Source organism: Taibaiella lutea, assembly GCF_008629695.1.
GTDB classification, from domain to species: domain Bacteria; phylum Bacteroidota; class Bacteroidia; order Chitinophagales; family Chitinophagaceae; genus Taibaiella; species Taibaiella lutea.
This window is the reverse complement of sequence record NZ_VWSH01000002.1, coordinates 63,583-83,033: the sequence shown is the minus strand read 5'-3', so window position 1 is coordinate 83,033 and position 19,451 is coordinate 63,583. Positions and strand designations below refer to the sequence as shown.

The following is a 19,451-nucleotide window of genomic DNA, read 5'->3' as shown; positions in this document are numbered from 1 at the left end:
TATCATTAATCCTTTGATTGGGAATTACATAGTCGTTGAACAATATATTTACAAGTCCTGCAAGGACGGCAGAAAACAGGATAGGGTGAAACCCTATCTGTTAACGATGATTTTACACCTATTGCTACCATGTTTTTACCCTTTCAAGGCTATATAAAACGACTTGAAAATTATTTCTTTTGCCCAAATGGGATATAGTTACCTGTCTGCTTTATTACATACACCATCCAAAAAGAGAAAGCAGCACTTTCATGCTGCTTTCGGTTTATATATATTATAAGTTACGCTCTTTTAGCTTACAGCGTTTTTCATAGCAGTTGCCCATCCAACCGGATCTTCCTGTTCAGAAGCATTATTCGCATTGAAATATTCCCAGCCCATTGCGCCTCCAATCTGACCCGAATATTTCGTGTTTAAAGTTTGTAAAGTCTGAGCTACCGTAGCAATAGCCACATAACCGCCGCCATCAGCCGGATTAGTCAGCGCCCCTCCTAAAATCTGGCTGGCAGAAAAGCCATTATCAATTATAGAATTATAATCATCAGGAGTTGACAAGCTGCCGAAGCCACTGTAAAACTGCACATTAAACCAATCGATACTATCCTTTATCGAATACCAGTTTATTCCTGAAAACGGATCATTGTTACCCGATTGAAGAGCCGAACAAACCGGCGCAGAAGTAATGTAAAAATCTGTCGGAAAATCTTTTCTTAAATCAGCAATCAGCTTTTCAATATCTGCCTGCGAAACCTGCTCCTCCACATCAAGATCCACACCCTGAAAATTATATTTCTTCAGCATATTGACAAACATCGGATAAAAAACCTCATAATTACCCTGACTGAAAAGAGTCGTATAAGCCCCGCCTGCACCGCCAAGCATAGCAATCAGCAATACACCATTCTGTTGTGCCGCTTTCATGTCCGCCCATAACGAATCAAACATCGGGTCTCCCGGCATATTATCATTAAGGTGGATATAAGGCAACGTAGGCTTCGTTTTTGACCAGCCGAAATGGAAAGAAGAAAGATTGATTGCAGTAAGGTTTGCATAACATTGCGGCAGCAAATTCAGATTTTCCTGCGATTGCAGATATACAACCACGCGGTTACTTGAGAGTGTGTTCATAGCTTGTAGTTTTTGTAAGACAAAACTCACCAATAAGAAACACATTATTAAAAGCACATACACCCATTTATACAATCAGGTGTAAATACTCATTCTCCCTACTGCTTTTTTAACAATCTCTGTTCCCCTTACTATTACTGAATAATACACCTCGATTGCCTAACTTCGTAAAGCTATGTTTAAGATAGAAAGACCATACCAGCCCGCGGGCGACCAACCGGATGCCATCAAAGAATTGAGCAAAGGCATTGAAGAAGGTGAAGCATTTCAGACACTATTAGGTGTAACCGGTTCCGGTAAAACCTTTACCATGGCCAATATCATTCAGGAGGTGCAAAAACCCACTCTGGTATTGACCCATAACAAAACACTTGTAGCTCAGCTTTATGGCGAGTTCCGGCAGTTCTTCCCCAATAACGCCGTAGAGTATTTTGTTTCCTACTACGATTATTATCAGCCCGAAGCATATATGCCGGTGAGCGATACTTATATTGAAAAAGACCTTGCCATTAATGAAGAACTCGAGAAGCTCCGTTTAAGGACTACAACTAACTTATTGAGCGGCCGCAGGGATATCTTAGTAGTAGCATCCGTAAGCTGCATTTACGGTATGGGTAACCCTACCGAATATGAAAACGGTATCATCCGCATCAACGTAGGCGATAACATTCCCCGTAATTCATTCCTCCACAGCATGGTCAACTCTTTGTATAACCGCAGCCAGGGCGACTTTACAAGAGGCACATTCAGGGTAAAAGGCGACACCGTCGATATTAACCTTCCTTATGTCGATTATGGATACAGAGTTACATTCTTTGGCGATGAAATTGAAGAAATAGAAAGCTTCGAAATAGAAAGCGGCAAACGCATCGGCAAAATGCACAACGCCGCCATCTTCCCGGCAAACATGTATATGGCGCCCAAAAACCAGATGGCCGCAATCATTCACGAAATACAGGATGAAATGATGGCACAGGTCGAATACTTCAAAAGCATCGGAAAACACATTGAAGCCCAGCGCATCAAAGAAAGAGTGAATTATGACATTGAAATGATTCAGGAACTCGGTTATTGCAGCGGCATTGAAAACTATTCAAGATTCCTTGACAGGCGCATGCCCGGCACAAGACCCTTCTGCCTGATAGATTATTTCCCAAAAGATTTTTTATTATTTGTAGATGAAAGCCACGTTACCATTCCGCAGATAAGCGGCATGTACGGCGGTGACCGTTCCCGCAAACTCAACCTCGTTGACTTCGGCTTCAGGCTTCCATCCGCATTGGACAACAGACCCTTGAATTTCTACGAATTTGAAACAATGCTGAACCAGACAGTATTTGTAAGCGCCACACCCGCCGCCTACGAACTGGACCATTCCGAAGGCGTAGTAGTAGAACAGGTAGTGCGCCCTACCGGCCTTTTAGATCCCCCTATCGAAATAAGGCCTTCTGTCAATCAGATTGATGATTTACTGGATGAAATTGATTACCGTATAAAGAAAGGCGACCGTGTATTGGTGACTACCCTAACCAAAAGAATGTCCGAAGAACTGGACAAATACCTTCAGAAAATCAATATCAACTCAAGATATATCCACTCGGAAGTAGATACCCTCGAACGTGTGGAAATATTGCGGAACCTGCGTTTGGGCAATATTGACGTATTGGTCGGCGTAAATCTTTTACGTGAAGGGCTCGATTTGCCCGAAGTATCCCTTGTAGCCATTCTCGATGCCGATAAAGAAGGCTTTCTGCGCGATGAACGTTCCCTTACACAAATGGCGGGACGTGCCGCAAGAAACGTAGACGGCCTCGTCATCTTCTATGCCGACAGGGTAACCGTAAGCATGCAGCGCACCATCGACGAAACTTCCAGAAGAAGAGAAAAACAAGTTGCATACAATGAGGAACATGGCATCACACCACATACCGTTATAAAATCCATTGAGCAAATCATGCAGCAAACCTCTGTATTGGATATCAAAGGTTTTAATGAAAACAGTCCTTATGCAACATCTGAAGATGCAGGCAATCTGAATATTGCAGCAGAAACAGAAGTAGCTTATCTTACCAGACCCGAAATTGAGAAAGCCATTGCCGCCACCAAAAAAGCGATGGAAAAAGCTGCCAAAGACCTTGATTTTATGGAAGCTGCCAGATTGCGCGATCAGATGTTCGGCTATCAGAAATTACTTGAAGGATTATAATCAACACTTTTAAAAAACTGATTAACATACACTTGCATCAGTTGCACAAGCCAAAGTAACGATTGCCCGAGTTACTTTCCGGTAAGTCTGAGCTATCATGAAGGTATGGTTGGGCTATCATGGATGATTGCTCCTGCTATCATGGAGGTATAGTCGGGCTATCATGGATGATAGCTCCTGTTATCATGGAGGTATGGTCGGGCTATCATGGATGATAGCTCCTGCTATCATGGAGGTATAGTCAGGCTGTCATAGATGATTGCTCCTGCTATCATGGAGGTATAGTCGGGCTATCATAGATGATAGCTCCTGTTATCACTGTAGTATAGTCAGGCTGTCATAGATGATAGCTCCTGTTATCATTCACGTATAGTCAGTGAAGAATTAGTAAGTCTGAGCTAACACAGAAGCATGCAATTTTTAATTAGTAAACATGAATATCAATAATTTAAATACCATTTCAGGATAAATAGGTATTTTATATGCCTTTAAGGCGATATTCATGCCATTATTTAGCAAAAACCGAATCCTCATTTAGAAAAACAGCCAAAAAACATATCTTCAATCTATAATTCCAACAACCCTTTATCATAATGAAAAACATCCTCATCCTCTTCTTTGCCCTTTTATTTAACACAACAATTCATGCACAGACCATCAGTTATGAGGATTTTAAAGCAATTATACCCTCCATTGAAAAAGAAGACTTTAAAGAAACATTCGATATAACTAACAAACTCCTTTCAACTACCCAAAACGATTCATCCGAATTAAGAGGAATTGTTATTTACATGAATATATTTTCATCCGCAGGAATGGTTACATCCGATCAGATGACATACGATGCCTTTTCGAAAAATGCGCAGAAATACCTCGGTCAGCAACTTGTAATGCCCGCCCACCCCTGCATCGATAGTTCGGCAAACGGATTTAATTCCCTGCAGTTCATCACAAAAAACGGCACCATCCAGGGCACGACCACCACTTCAAACAATACACAGACAAACATCCTTTGCTTTGAGTATTTTAAATTTGCCGCGCCAGTCAATCCTGCCGACTTTATCGGAAAAGATGTTCGCTGCGGCGGAATTTTGACATCCGTCGAACCAAACCCAAACAAATCCAAAATCTGGATTTGCAGGCTGCATTTCGACAATGCATTTGCAAGAACCCTCAATTAAGATATAAAATAGCTGAAATACGGGATAATTAAATTCGGCAACCCACACACCACAAGTCCTGAAAGTACGACATAGAAAAGGATAGGGTGAAACCCTATCTTGAGGACAACACATAAAAGGATATGCTAAAGACCCTCTATTAAATTTCATAAATACCCCGTCTAAAAAAAATTACAGGGCAAAATGAAGCTATAATTAGATAATAACCCTATTTTCGCAGCCACTTATGCCCAAGTGGCGAAATTGGTAGACGCACTGTGTTCAGGTCGCAGCGTTCGCAAGGATGTGCTGGTTCGAATCCAGTCTTGGGCACCCAATAAAAAGGGCCGGATTATTCCGGCCCTTTTTTTATCACAACCACCTTGCGCCGCCGCGAGAACTAAAGTCATACAAAAGCCTTATTGTACCTGCACCTGCTTAACAAAAAAAATTGTCGCTATTAGACGACAATTTTCATTTTTAAACCAAAACAAGCACCACACTATTTTTATATTACAGAAACAACAATCCCCCATTGCTTCTTTCTGTATTCGGTTTCAAATATAGAGCAATGACCATTTCTTCATAACATTGTTTTGAGAACGGGCTATATTTCTTGATAACGTATTTTCCGGAAGCAAATTCAATAGTATTACCCCTGCCAACACAAACAAAATACAGATTAGCTCAACTTGCTTATAGTAAAATTGCCGCAATAATGCGGCAATTTTCATTTTTACAAAAAAGACAACACACACTATTTTACAATAACCAGTTTCTGGGTTCCCTTTGTTCCTGCAACATTCAGGTTTACAAAATAAAGGCCGTCAATCAGGCTATTCGTATTCATTTCAATCAATTGTTTACCAACCTGCAAAACCATTTCCTTTGACAGGATAGTTCTGCCGCTGATATCAGTAATAGTAATAACAGTTGAAGCATTTGCTGTCTTATTATCTACCATCGCAGTGAAACTTGTTTTCGTAGGATTCGGATAAATAACAAAGCCCAACTTGTTCACGTTTCCGGGATTAGTAATACCTGTAGGCTCTTTCAGCGTATTCAACACACCGTTGGTAATAACCGGTTCGTTATAATCAAAATAGATACCCGCTTTATTTTTGATCTCGGTTCCGTAAGGAAGATTTGGTTTCAATTTGATGCTGTAAACAAACATACCATTACTACCCGCCTCATCATTCATCTTTGCAGGCAACTGTATATTACTGAACGTATATTTCAACACTCCATTTTCATCAATGGAAATACTTGCATTATGCGAACTGGAGATAGGCCTTAACGACTTCCAGTCAAGCTTATCACTTAAAGTATCAATCACCACAACATTCTGTGCGAAATAAGTTCCCTCATTCTGGAAATGCACCATATAATTCAAAGTAGAATCATTGCGGGAAATATAACCCGGAATACCCTGTCCCTGTGTATTTACCTGCATGAAATTAGGATCATAAGAACTTACAATCGTTTCTGTAACATGGTTTATATTATTCCACGGTGAATAATCATTAACCCATGTACTCATCGGGCCGCTGTAAACCGCAGAATCATCAAATACAACACTTGTTCCCAATGGAATATTAGTTGGTACATTATAGCTTAATGTAAATTGCTGATAACCGCCCGGAGCCAGCGTTGGGAACGTATTGCCCGAAGTGGAATAATAATTGGAGGCAGGATTTGCAAATATGCCTGATGGTGAGAAAGTTGCCGCACCAATCTGTCCGTCTGTCTTAAGACCTGCAAGAATAGTAGATTCCGGCACCGTTCCCTGATTGCTCACAACACATATCTGTTCATGCGAATTACCAGGTACTGCACCATTGGTATGCCACAGGCTGATATGAATATCATGCAAAGGCGTAACAGCATCCGCAAAATTTACTGTTTGTACACAACCCGAAGCCGCTACCGTAGTAACAGAAATATTATTGCTCTGACATGCTGCCAAAGGATAAGATGCAAGAATAGTTTGTGAAACACTATAAGTTCCGGAAGGCACCTTAAATGAATATTCGCCATTACTATTAGTGTACGTATAACCCATTCCCGAACAGTGCATCTGAATATTGGCAATCCCCGTTTCACCCGCATCCAGGATACAATTGCCATTTGCATCATTATATACCTTACCTGAAATAGTACAATAACAGCTATTGCTTGTCTGGCTATTCGTAATATAAGCAGATTGATCTGCAGTACAGCCATTGGCATCTGTTACATACAAATAATAAGCGCCCGTATGCAGCCCTGTTATATTTGCAGTACTTTGCCCGCTGCCCCAGCTATAAGTATAAGGTGCCGTTCCGCCCCATACTGTAGCATTAATGCTTCCGTCATTGCTGTATAAACAGGAAACAGGTGTTGATGCCAGACCAATATGAACAGGAGAAGAAGCTTCAATCTGACGGTATTTGGTAACAGAACAACCATTGGCATCCGTAATCGTTACATTATAATAACCAGCAGGCAAATTCGTAGGATTGTTCCCGGAAGCAGCAGGATTGCTCCAGCTATATGTATAAGGCATTGCACCACCCGAAGGGGTTACCGTAATACTACCGTTAGATTGCGTACACATAGCATTTGTTGCAGTTAAAGTCGCATTGATGACAGTCACCGGATTTACAACCACTGCACCATCCCGTACACATCCGTTTGCATCTACAACATGAAAATAATAAGTACCCGCAGAAAGATTATTTGCAGTAACCCCTGTCTGAGCCGGGAATGTACTCCAAGTAATAGTGTAAGGAGCAGCACCACCGGTCACATTCAATGTGGCAGATCCCGTAGGACTTGCACATGCGCTTGATGTTGAAGTGTAAGTTACATTAACAGGCGTGGAACTACCTACATATACACCCGTAGACCCCGTACATCCGTTTGCATCCGTTACCGTTACATTATAAAGACCGGAAGAAAGACCCGTTGCACTTTGTGTATTGGCCCCGTTACTGTAAAGATAACTGTAAGGCGTTACTCCACCCGAACCGAATGTAATGATAGAGCCATTATTTTGTATGCACGTTGCAGCTGTAGGCGTTGCATTTGCATTAATAGTAACGGCCTGTGTAACATGCTTGTCCTTTGTGCGCTGGCAACCCTGCGCATCTGTAACAGTTACAAAATAATTACCCTGTGTAAGCCCTGTAATTGAAGAAGAAGTTGCACCATTAGACCATAAATAAGTATAAGGCAACATACCTGTACCCGTAAAACTGCCCACAGTTGCAGTACCATTGGTACAATTGGCAGCCGTAGCAGAAACAGTATAGTTAAATGCTGCCTCCGAATGCACAAAAATAGAATCATAAGGATTATTAAAAGAGCCTGATATACATCCGTTGGCATCAGTAATAATAATCTGATAAACACCATTCGGCAACGAAGCCGGATTTGAAGTGCTTACGATAGTAGAAGACGCATCGAGCCATTGATAAGTATAAGGTGCAGTTCCGCCGGTAACGGTAGCCGTGGCAGATCCCAACGCCGGGCAAATAGCATTCGCAGTCGCCACCTGATAAGAAAAAGGAGCTGCCCCCTGGAAGATACCATCCTGGCCCTGACCCGCAGAAGTACTTGCTATTACAGTTACCGCAATGCCCGAATAACCCGTCAATACATCAGAAGTTCCCGTCACGCCCGTATGCGTAATCGTCGTTCCGTTAGCCAGATGCCACGATACCGTCAGAGGAGGGGTTGGGTTATTAAAACTTGCAGTAAGAATACCATCATTATTACAAGGCGGTTGAGTCAGCACAAAAGTTACTTGCGCCATAACAGACTGTGCCATAAGCACAAAGCCCAGTCCTGTTAGCAGTGAATAAAGTTTACGTTTCATAAGATGATTATTTGCGTGAAAAGAATGGTTGTTCGTCTCCTATGACAACCATTTAACATTTTTACCCTTAGTCATTCCCTCTTTTCTTTTAAATAATTATAAGCAGCCATAAGACAAACCATTTATGAAACCCCGTGTTATAAAACCAAAAAACAAGCATTCCTTATTTCTTTAGTTATTCCAACCCAAGCCTTGTAAAAAAATGGGTGTAAATTTGTCCTCCCCTTTCGCACTAAAAATCTTAATTTTCAATTCAAATTCCCGGATATGAGTAAAGCCTTTATATTCCTGCTGTCATTGGTTACCTTTCTTGACCTCAAAGCATCAGCACAACAATTTGAATTCAGGAATAAATGGGTAGACAGCGTCTATAACAGTATGTCCGAACAAGAAAGAATCGGACAGCTATTTATGGTGGCTGCCTACAGCGGTGGCGAAAAAGCCAATGCCGCCGATATTGAAAAGCTGCTGAAAGCAAGGCAGATAGGCGGCGTAATATTTATGCAGGGCACACCTGAAGCCCAGGCCAGGCTTACAAACCAGTGGCAGGCATTAAGCCCCGTAAAACTACTTATAGGCATGGACGCAGAATGGGGACTCGGTATGCGCCTTACAGGTGTAAAGAATTTCCCCCGCCAGATGATGCTCGGCGCTACACACGACACTGCATTGATGTATGAAATGGGAAGCGCTATAGCTGCGCAATGCAAACGTTTAGGCGTACACATTGATTTTGCACCCGTAGTAGATGTCAATAACAATCCCGCCAATCCCGTTATCAATTTCCGTTCATTCGGCGACGATAAAGAATGGGTTGTAAAACTCGGCATTGCATACATGAAAGGCCTGCAGGACAATGGTATTATGGCATGCGCCAAACATTTTCCCGGACACGGAGATGTTGCCGTAGATTCTCATCTCGATTTGCCCGTAGTCAATAAAACAAAAGCACAGTTAAACGAACTCGAATTATATCCCTTTCAGAAACTCATTGCCGCCGGTATAAAAAGCGTAATGGTAGCACATTTAAGCCTTCCGGCATTAGATACCACACCCAATACACCCTCCACCCTCTCTAAAAACATCATCACAGGTTTATTGAAGACAGAAATGGGCTTTGGAGGTTTGGTGTTTACAGATGCTCTGAACATGAAGGGCCTTACCAAATACTATCCCGATGGCGAAACAGACCTGAGAGCATTCCTTGCAGGTAACGATGTATTGCTTTTTTCTCAGGATGTACCATTGGCTATAAGTAAAATTCAGAATGCAATAAAGTTTGGAACCGCTACCGAAGCTGATCTGGAAGTAAGAGTTAAAAAAATACTGGCAGCTAAATACGACGCAGGACTAAATAACCTTACAGCCGTTGACGAAAACAACGTGACCGCCGATCTTAATGCCAAAAGCAATGCCATTATAGAAAAAATTTCAAGAGCTGCAATTACCTTAGTAAAAGACAGGGACAAAACCCTCGATAAACTAAAACTGAAGAATGTAAAAGTGGCTTACATTAATGTGAACGGCACCAACGCTGAAAATCAGCTCTTAACACAATTGCAAAAGAAATTTCCGAAACTTCTAACGCAAACCCTTCCGTCTAATAGCAACACTAACGACGCAGCTCAGTTATTATCGAAAACAAAAGCAGCAGATGTTATTATCATAGGATTACACAACCTCGCATTGTATCCCGGCAAAGAAGGCAATTATGGTCTGGATAATGTGCAGATTGCTTTCCTGCAACAGCTTTCCAAAAATAAAAATGCCATATTCGCAGTTATGGGCAACGCCTACGCGTTAAAGAACATCTGCAACGCCGGCAGCATAATTGTCGGCTACGAAGATGATACCTACACACAGGAAGCTGCATTTGAAGTAATGACCGGCGTACTGAAAGCGAAAGGTGAACTGCCCGTTAAACCCTGCAAATAAATTTCAAAACTTATAATTACTAAGTAACATTGGTAAGCCTTTCGCGTTATGTGAATATCGCATAACATTCCCGAATCCGGAATACAACCGTAATTATTAAAAATATTTCCCTGATGCAAAGAATCCTTTTTTATCTCTTATCCTTTTGCCTGCTGTTTTCAAACGCACCCGTCTTTGCACAAAAGACAAAGCATAAAACAACACATGCCAAACGTGTTTCCTCAAAGAAGAAACCGAAAGGAAAGAAAACCAAGGGGAAAACCAAGCTTGTAACCGATGCAACAACACTGTCCGATGTAGGCGATTTTGAAGAGGCACACACCTTATATGGGAACGGTTCCGGAAATGCAGCAGCTATTGTCAATCCTGAAGCCATCAATACCCTCAACATTTTCATTAATAATTGCGTCAATCAGGGTGTATTCCCCGGTTGCCAGATTCTTGCAGCCAAAGACGGCGAGATTATTTATAAAAAGAACTTCGGCTACTTTACCTATGATAAATCTCAGCCCGTAACAGACAGTACCCTATACGATATTGCCTCTGTTACAAAAGTTGCCGCTACCACATTAGCCGTCATGAAACTGTATGAAGAAGGGAAAATCAATCTCAGCAGTTATCTCAAAAATTACCTTCCCTTTACCATCGGTACCGATAAAGAAAACCTTACCATACGCGAATTGCTACTGCATCAGGCAGGATTAAAAGCATGGATTCCATTTTATAAAACAACACTCGACACCGCTACCGGAGGCCCGCGCAAAGATTTATACCACATAAGCGCAGATACTTTATTCAGGACACCCGTTGCAGCCAACGATTTTATTTTAAATACTTACAGAGATACCATCTGGAAAGAAATCCTCGCAAGCCCACTGGAGAATAAGGGACGATACGTTTACAGCGACCTTGATTTTTATTTTTTGCAAAAAGTAGCAGAAGCCGTAAGCGGTAAACCATTGGCTCAATACGTTTATGAAAACTTCTATCAACCTTTAGGATTGAAATACACCATGTTTAATCCCTGGAGAAAAGGCCTTACAAAACAATGTGCGCCAACTGAAAATGATCAGTACTTCCGTTTTCAATTAATACAAGGCTACGTGCACGATCCGGGAACGGCCATGCTGGGCGGTATTGCAGGCCATGCAGGCATATTCAGCAATTCAAAAGACATGGCAGTTATCCTTCAGATGCTTATTAACGGCGGCACCTATAAAGGACGCAGATACCTGAAAACATCTACATTACAGACCTTCACAGGATTCAACAGCGACATCAGCCGTCGTGCATTAGGGTTTGACAAACCAAATAAAAGCAAAGGCGATGGTGGCCCTGCATCCGATCTTTGTTCCAAAACCACATTCGGTCATCAGGGATTTACAGGCACCTGTGCATGGGCAGACCCTGAAACAGGCATCACCTTTATATTCCTGTCCAACAGAGTAAACCCGACTGCAGACAATAATCTCATCAATACTTTAGGTGTTCGTACAAAAGCGCAAACCTATATCTATCAGGCATTGGGCTATGGCAAATAACAAAAAGACATTAGTAGTTATCGGCGGCGGTGCTGCAGGATTTTTTTGCGCCATCAATACAGCCATTCAAAATCCTGCCCTTCATATTATACTGCTGGAAAAATCCACAAAGCTTTTAAGCAAGGTAAAAATAAGTGGCGGCGGACGTTGTAATGTTACCCATGCCTGTTTCAGTATCAGCGAAATGTCTAAAAAATACCCGCGTGGCGAAAAGTTTGTAAAGAAGACCTTTCATCAGTTTTTCACCAGCGACACCATAGAATGGTTTGAATCAAGAGGAGTAGTCTTAAAGGCAGAACAGGACGGACGCATGTTTCCGGTTACCGATGACTCGCAAACTATAATCGACTGTCTGTTAAACGAAGCGCGTAAATATAATATCGACATCAGAATGAATGCGGATGTACAAAGCATCCGTAAGGAAGAATATGAATTTGAGTTACAACTAAAAAATCAGAAAACATTACAAGCAGATTTTATAACCATTGCCTGTGGCGGCTTTCCAAAGAGCAGCATGTTCGATTGGCTGAAAGATTTAGGCCATACCATTGAAGAACCCGTTCCTTCTCTTTTTACGTTTAATATACCAAAGCATCCTATTGTGGAATTAATGGGTATCAGTGTTAAAGAAGCACAGGTAAAAATTAACGGTACAAAATTAAAAGAACAGGGGCCTGTCCTTATTACACATTGGGGTCTCAGCGGTCCTGCCATACTGCGTTTAAGCGCATGGGGCGCAAGAGAGTTGCAACAAAGAAACTGGGACTTTACTATTCAGGTTAATTGGCTGCCAACCTTCAATGAAGAAACATTACGGGAAGAAATATTATCTCAAAGAAAAATACTGGCTTCCCAAAAAACTATCAACAAAAACCCTTTTGGCCTCCCTTCCCGTCTTTGGGAATTTCTATGCACACAATCCGGCATTGATGAAAATATACGCTGGGCAGAACTTCCCGCCAGGGAGCAAAACAAGCTTATCAAAAACCTTTGTGCTTACGAATTGGAAGTAAAAGGTAAAACAACCTACAAAGAAGAATTTGTAACAGCAGGCGGTATCCTCCTTGGTGAAATAGACGCTAATACTATGATGAGCCGCATTATTCCCGGTTTATATTTTGCCGGAGAAATACTGAATGTCGATGGCATTACCGGCGGCTTCAATTTTCAGAATGCATGGACAACAGGTTTTATTGCAGCAAAGCACATTGCCGCATCTTAAAAATATTTTTTTACGCCCGGGCAACCTTTATTCTTCAGCCTGCATTTATATATATACTACAGTAGTTAAACAAAACAAACCTTAAAAATTACAACAGCCATTTTTATGACTGAAATACAACTTATCGAAGCCTGCAAACGAAAAGATTCTTTTGCACAACGGATGTTGTATGAGCAGTGCGCAGATATGCTTTTTATGGTTTGCTTACGGTATGTAACCAATAAAGCGGATGCAGAAGAGTTGCTTTCAGATTGTTTTGTAAAAGCTTTTAAAAATATAGATTCATTCAGCTTTACAGGGGTCGGAAGCCTCACCGCATGGCTTCGGAAAATAGCTGTCAATGAATGCCTGATGTTTCTGAGGAAGAAAAAAGAGCTTGTTATTTCCATAGATGAATATCCGGTATTGGACAATGTCTTTCAGGAGGAAAATGTATTTCAAAATTTACATGTTGCCGCTATCCTAAAAAATATACAAACGCTGCCACCCGGTTACCGGACTGTTTTCAACCTGTTTGTTTTTGAAGAAAAAGGACATAAAGAAATAGCATCAATGCTGAACATATCAGAAAATACATCCAAATCGCAACTCTTCAAAGCCCGCAATATGTTGAAAGAAATGCTCGCCAAAAACAATTAACCATCCTTAAATAGTAAAAGATGAAAAATGATTTTGATAAACAAATAAAGAATCTGCTGGATGGAGCGAGTGCCGCCGATGCAGGTTTTAATTTGGATAAAAAAGCCGTCTGGGACAGAATTGAATCAAAACAACAAACAAAAATTATTCCTTTTAAAAAATGGATAAGCCATGCCGCAGCTGTTATTATAGGCATTTTGCTTTGCCTGCCTTTCTTATTTCATTCTCAAAAAGAAGTGATTAAAACAGTTACAGTAACAAAGACAATTCCTTCTATTCAGACAATCAGTGATACTGTTTTCGTCGTACAAAACACGACACAAAACACAATAAATCAAAACAACACTTTGCCTGAAGTTAAAAAAACAATATCTCCCGAAACCGTTGCCGGTACAGCATCGCAGCCTAAGCAGGAAAATAATAACAAAACAGATGTGACACAGACAAATAACAGTCAACAATTAATAGCAACAGCAGAAGTGCCAAGGCCAAAAGTTAGAGTATTACATCTTGTAGATATGGAGAATGAAAATGCCATTCCTCAGACAAAGCAGCCGGAGAATTATGCTTTATTCAATAAAATAATTATTCCGGGTCATGCAGACGATAAATCCGAAACCATTTCAATGATAGTAAGTAATCAATTTTTCAATTCAAAAAATTAATATTCAATACCATGCAAAAAGTCAGTCTTTTATTAATTGCTTTCTTATGCCTATTTAGTGCTACACATGCTCAGGGATTATTTGGCGACCCCGATTTAATGTCTATGGATATGCCTGATCCAAACAAAAACCTGTATAACATAAGTCCCGATCAGTATAATCATCATTTCGAATATCAATTGCCAAATGACGGAATATTGAAAATAGATTTCCTGAGACTAAGCGATTGGGGAGATAAAAATATGCTTTCTCAGATAACTGACATCGCTGCAACACAAGTACAGCAATTAAAAGATTCGTTCAGGTCAGATTATTCAGAAAAATTACTGGAAATAAATATCCCCATCAATAATAAAGTGCTGTCTTTAAACTATAAAGAAGATGAAAAAAACAAAAATCAACTGGCTTATAAAGACGGCTCTTATTATCAGCTGAAAACAGGTTTTGATACCATCCGTATCGTAAAAAATGTATCAATAAAAACCAAGCCTATTATAGATTCCGGTCTGGTGCAGATACAATATACATTTATCCTGAAAGATATTAATGATATAGCGCAGTTAAAAAGTGACCCTGCTTTGATGGAAAGATTAGGAAACATAACCGATTCTGTTATTAACGAGAAACGAAAAAGCTGGAACAGACAGGATGCCACTTCACACAATCTTACATTTGCAGTTGATGCCAATAATGGAGATTCTCTGGCAATATTGAGAGGAAACAGGCCAGCTTACGGCGGACATTTCGGATTGTTCCTGGGCTTTGGCGCCATAGTTTATAATAATTCCATTTCGCCTTATGTAGAAACAACATTTGCCTATCTTATTCCTACCAGAGGTAAAATGCAAGGCTTTGCCGGAGTCAATTTTAGCGGCTTCGGAATGCGTTCTTCCACCTCAACACTAAAAACTACGGTCGGGTTTTACAGGTCCTATAATGCCGAAATAGGTGTATGCAAGAAAAGCATGGGGCTAATGCCGCAAAAAACTTCCCTTCTGATTGGTATAATGGACATCAAAGATGAAAAACCTTTGTTTAATCTGGGTTTCAATTTCGGCATCAACCGCTTTGCATCAGTCGGCTTTAATCTGGCGGGGAATTTCAAAAAAGAAGATAAAGGCGGCAGGTACGTTTACGGTGTTAATTTCAAATTTAACCTGTAAGATTAACAATTGCTAATTAAGTGAAATAAAAAGGGTTTCAGTTTTAAAAACTGAAACCCTTTTATAATTATTTGACTTTTCTTTCCTGATACATCACCTTGATAAGACCATCTGCCAACCCTATTTTCGGCACATAGATCTCTTCGGCCCCCGCCCACCGCATCACAGAAGTATAGATTTGCAAAGCAGGTACCAATACATCGGCGCGGTCCTGACGAAGATTGTAAATATGCATTCTTTCTTCCACCGTACTGCTGTTCAATTCTTTATAATAATCCTTTAAAAGTTCTAAAGGAAGCGGCTTTCCTTCTTTTCGTTTGGAAATGGAAAATATCTTATTGATGTTACCACCTGAACCGATAGCGTGAACAGTAGGATAATCTTTCGTATGTGTTTTTACAAACCACTTCATGTGCTCCCATTGTGATTCCGAGACTTTATCACTCAACATACGGATAGTACCGATATTGAATGACTCCTTAAATACAATCTGATTTCTGGAAAACAAGGTAAGTTCCGTACTGCCACCACCAACATCAATGTATAAATAACTTTGATCGTCACTCAGCTTTTCCGCAATATGTGTCTCATAAATGATATTAGCCTCTTCTCTGCCTGAAATAACACTGATTTCAATGCCTGTTAACTCTTTAACCTTTTCAACAATAAGAGGAGCATTACGCGCATCGCGCATGGCCGATGTGGCGCAGGCTTTTACGGCCTCCACATTATATACCTTCATGAGCAACTGATAGGAACGCATCGTATCAATCAGTTTCTCTACCTTCACCGGAGATATAATCCCTTCTGAAAACACATCGAAACCCAGGCGTAACGGAACTCTCAGCAAATTAAGCTTCGTATAGTCAATCGTACCGTCTTTATATTCCGACACTTCTGTAATCAATAAACGGACAGCATTGGAACCAATATCAATAGCAGCTAAAATCAACGCGATCTAAATTTATTTTGGTTTGTAAAACGAACTACAAACTTAATCTTTTATAAAATGCTTTTCAAAAATAACAAACCTAAATCGCTATTGTTTTCTTAAAAAGATAATCATAGGTTTCCACCTGAGAACGTATTTCCGGTTCATCGTCATCTGCTTTTACATAATCATTTTTTTGATTATTATCCAATACCCTACCCTTCACATTTTCCGACAACTGGATATTCAAAATATCGATCAGCTCTTTGGATATTGCTTTATCAAAGATTGGGCAGGCAGCTTCAATGCGATGGTCGAGGTTCCGTACCATCCAGTCAGCAGAAGAAATAAATACTTTGGCATTGCCTCTGTTATGAAATACAAATACTCTTGCATGCTCCAGGTATTCGTCAATAATACTCAGCGCTTTTATACTGTGAACAAAAGTTTTTTGCTTTGTCAATACACAACAAATACCCCTTATAATCAGGCTTACTTTAACTCCTGCTTCCGCAGCTTCGTACAATTTATGAATTAAAGTTCCGTCAACCAGACTATTCATTTTTAGTATCATAGAGGCTTCTTTCTTGGCCAGGGCATTTTTTATTTCCTGATCAATCAAGGCAACAAAGGAGCTGCGCATATTTAAAGGAGCTACCGCTAATGTTTTACAAGCTTTAATCTGGTTCACCCTCGCGGAAGGGTTTTCAAGGTAATTGAATATCCTTGCCGCATCGCTCAGTATTTTCCGGTTGGATGTCAGTAAACAATGATCTCCGTAAAACCTTGCACTGCTTTCATTAAAGTTACCCGTGCTTACAAAACCATATTCTTTGGTATGTTCAAACTCCCTTTTTCTGATCAGACATAATTTAGCATGTACCTTTTGATTAGGCAATCCCAGAATCACTCTTACACCTTCATCTTCCAGCTTCTCTTTCCATTTCATATTGGCTTCTTCATCAAAACGGGCACGCAGCTCCAGCACTACCATTACATCTTTTCCATTACGTACAGCATTAATCAGCGCATTGGCAATTTTTGAATCTTTTGCCAGACGATAGCAGGTAATTTTAATACTCTGAACAAACGGATCGATCGCTGCTTCCCTCAATAAATCGATTATAGAATCAAACGAGTGATAAGGGAAATTCAACATCACATCCTGATGATTCAACACATCCATAATACGGCATGGTTGTATCAAAGAAGGATGTACAAATGGCTTGGAACGAGGTACAAAATCACTGAATACGGTCGGCGGGAAATCCATAAAGTCTTTAAAGTTATGGATACGTCCTCCCGGTATAAGGTTGTCCTTTTTGGAAAGATTCAATCGTTTAGTAAGATAGGCCAGCAATCCCGGATCAATATTTCTGTCATAAACAAACCTTGTCGCCTGTCCTTTTTTCCTGTTTTTGATTCCTTTTTCTAATTCCTGAATCAGATTTTTATTAACATCATAATCCAGTTCAAATTCGGCATCACGTGTTACTTTGATAACATAACTGAGAAAACGATTAAAACCAAATGCAGCAAACAGATTCGGAAGATTACAACGTATAATGTCTTCCAGTAAAATAATATCCCTTGTATCCTTTTCGGATGGCAACAGGATAAATCTCGACAGTGATTTAACAGGCACCTCAATCAATGCATAACGTTGCATCATTGGATTTTCGTTACTACCTAAAACACATGCAAGATATATAGCGTTATCTTTTAAAAGCGGGGTCTGCGGGATACTTTCAACCATCAATGGTACAATCTGCGTACGCACCCTGTCTTCAAAATAAGCCTTAACGTAAGTAAGCTGCTTGCTGCTTAGTTGTTTTTCATTCTTAATAAAAATATTTTGCTTTGTCAGTTCGCGGATAATGCTTGCATAAGTCCTGTCAAATTCGGCGCCTTGTTCCAGAACCTTTGCCTGTATAGCTTCCAGTATCTTTTCAGGATGTTGTTCCAGATGCATTTTAGCCATCTTTCCCATCCGTACCATCTTATTCAAAGCGGCAACCCTTACCCTGAAAAACTCATCCTGATTATTTGAAAAAATACCTAAAAAACGAAGCCTGTCATATATATGTACTGAAGTATCTTTAGCTTCCTGCATTACCCTGTCATTGAATGACAACCAGCTAAGGTCACGGATAATGGGAGCATCTTTCTTTCTTTTCATGCAGTCAAATTAGAATAACTATTCCGGCAACATTTGGTTCAATGTTACTGTTTAAATATAGGCAAAAATATTTTTTGCTTAACACATCCTGTATTAACTTTTCATCAATTTTTAAAAACAAATAACATTTCATATTAATAGACTATATGTTCATAACCAACCTTCACTCGACATTCGACACAAAATGCATATTTTTGAAAACATAAAAACAGCTATGCGCTTCTATTTTGTTCTTATTTGTGTATTGGCAGCAGGTATTACCCATGCGCAAAAACACACCAATTCAGCTTTTAAAACTTATCGCCAACAATATAAAAACGACCTTTATGAAATAATTAAAGAAGACACTGCACACATTGCTTTTTACGATTTCAATCCTGCTATGGTTGTAAAAGCAAAAGTCACCTTACTAAAGAATGAACCTGTGTTTAAAATGACAACTTCTTCGGGCAAAACAAAGGACGCACAGAAGTATGCCTTATTGGAATTTTCATTGAACGGTAAGCCTTTCCGGATATTTGCTTATCAGTTGCTGATGCTGAAAAATAAGGCTGAAACAGCAGATGATTTATTTGTACCCTTTACGGATCTTACCTGTGGTAAAACTTCTTACGGCGGTGGCCGTTATCTGGATTTCAAATTAAAAGACATCGTAAATAACCAATTGATTATTGATTTCAACAAAGCCTATAATCCTTACTGTGCCTTTACTTCAGGCTATAACTGCCCCATTCCACCGAGGGAAAATGACATACCTTTTGCTATTAAGGCAGGCGAAAAATATAATGCTGACAAATTCAAACATTAAAAAACACAAACA

At 40.1% G+C, this 19,451-nt stretch carries 13 protein-coding genes and 1 tRNA gene; 10 read left to right on the top strand and 4 right to left on the bottom strand.

The window, feature by feature from the left end; translation table 11 throughout:
• Positions 1–291 precede the first annotated feature (291 nt).
• Positions 292–1,128, bottom strand: coding sequence for a glycosyl hydrolase family 18 protein (locus tag F0919_RS07735; protein ID WP_190277310.1), 837 nt, complete (start codon positions 1,126–1,128; stop codon positions 292–294).
• 175 nt (positions 1,129–1,303) lie between these two features.
• On the opposite strand from F0919_RS07735, the gene uvrB reads away from it, so the two are divergent.
• From uvrB to F0919_RS07720, 3 genes are all read left to right on the top strand, one after another.
• Positions 1,304–3,334, top strand: a complete 2,031-nt coding sequence (uvrB, locus tag F0919_RS07730) for an excinuclease ABC subunit UvrB (RefSeq protein WP_150032182.1) — start codon at positions 1,304–1,306, stop codon at positions 3,332–3,334.
• A 593-nt stretch (positions 3,335–3,927) separates the two neighbouring features.
• Positions 3,928–4,515, top strand: coding sequence for a hypothetical protein (locus F0919_RS07725; protein ID WP_150032181.1), 588 nt, complete (start codon positions 3,928–3,930; stop codon positions 4,513–4,515).
• A 228-nt stretch (positions 4,516–4,743) separates the two neighbouring features.
• Positions 4,744–4,827: transfer RNA gene (locus tag F0919_RS07720), tRNA-Leu, on the top strand.
• 424 nt (positions 4,828–5,251) lie between these two features.
• On the opposite strand, the gene F0919_RS07715 is transcribed toward F0919_RS07720, so the two are convergent.
• On the bottom strand, positions 5,252–8,356 hold the full coding sequence (locus F0919_RS07715; RefSeq protein WP_150032180.1) for a DUF7619 domain-containing protein: 3,105 nt from the start codon (positions 8,354–8,356) through the stop codon (positions 5,252–5,254).
• 267 nt (positions 8,357–8,623) lie between these two features.
• Between F0919_RS07715 and F0919_RS07710 the strand changes: the two genes are divergently transcribed.
• The 6 genes from F0919_RS07710 to F0919_RS07685 all read left to right on the top strand — a co-directional run bounded on the left by F0919_RS07710 (position 8,624) and on the right by F0919_RS07685 (position 15,521).
• On the top strand, positions 8,624–10,291 hold the full coding sequence (locus tag F0919_RS07710; RefSeq protein ID WP_150032179.1) for a glycoside hydrolase family 3 protein: 1,668 nt from the start codon (positions 8,624–8,626) through the stop codon (positions 10,289–10,291).
• Between the two features lie 113 nt (positions 10,292–10,404).
• Positions 10,405–11,832 (top strand): serine hydrolase domain-containing protein, encoded by a 1,428-nt coding sequence (locus tag F0919_RS07705; RefSeq protein WP_150032178.1) that lies wholly within the window; start codon positions 10,405–10,407, stop codon positions 11,830–11,832.
• A complete protein-coding gene (locus tag F0919_RS07700; RefSeq protein ID WP_150032825.1) occupies positions 11,822–13,054 on the top strand; it encodes a BaiN/RdsA family NAD(P)/FAD-dependent oxidoreductase in 1,233 nt (410 codons plus the stop codon). The genes F0919_RS07705 and F0919_RS07700 overlap by 11 nt, the downstream gene beginning before the upstream one ends.
• A 105-nt stretch (positions 13,055–13,159) precedes the next feature.
• Positions 13,160–13,693: an RNA polymerase sigma factor gene (locus F0919_RS07695; protein WP_150032177.1), complete on the top strand. Its 534-nt coding sequence runs from the start codon at positions 13,160–13,162 to the stop codon at positions 13,691–13,693.
• A 20-nt stretch (positions 13,694–13,713) separates the two neighbouring features.
• The gene (locus tag F0919_RS07690; RefSeq protein ID WP_150032176.1) at positions 13,714–14,358 is read left to right on the top strand and encodes a hypothetical protein; all 645 of its coding nucleotides are present in this window, start codon (positions 13,714–13,716) and stop codon (positions 14,356–14,358) included.
• 11 nt (positions 14,359–14,369) lie between these two features.
• Positions 14,370–15,521 (top strand): hypothetical protein, encoded by a 1,152-nt coding sequence (locus F0919_RS07685; protein ID WP_150032175.1) that lies wholly within the window; start codon positions 14,370–14,372, stop codon positions 15,519–15,521.
• 67 nt (positions 15,522–15,588) lie between these two features.
• Here the strand turns inward: F0919_RS07685 and F0919_RS07680 are convergent, their stop codons facing one another.
• Together F0919_RS07680 and ppk1 are read right to left on the bottom strand one after the other, a co-directional pair.
• Positions 15,589–16,473, bottom strand: a complete 885-nt coding sequence (locus tag F0919_RS07680; protein ID WP_150032174.1) for a Ppx/GppA phosphatase family protein — start codon at positions 16,471–16,473, stop codon at positions 15,589–15,591.
• 79 nt (positions 16,474–16,552) lie between these two features.
• Positions 16,553–18,631 carry a polyphosphate kinase 1 gene (gene ppk1 / locus F0919_RS07675; RefSeq protein ID WP_150032173.1) on the bottom strand — a complete coding sequence of 693 codons (2,079 nt, stop codon included), beginning with the start codon at positions 18,629–18,631 and terminating at the stop codon, positions 16,553–16,555.
• Positions 18,632–18,845: 214 nt separating this feature from the next.
• On the opposite strand from ppk1, the gene F0919_RS07670 reads away from it, so the two are divergent.
• On the top strand, positions 18,846–19,439 hold the full coding sequence (locus tag F0919_RS07670; protein WP_190277309.1) for a DUF1684 domain-containing protein: 594 nt from the start codon (positions 18,846–18,848) through the stop codon (positions 19,437–19,439).
• The last annotated feature ends 12 nt before the right edge of the window (positions 19,440–19,451 follow it).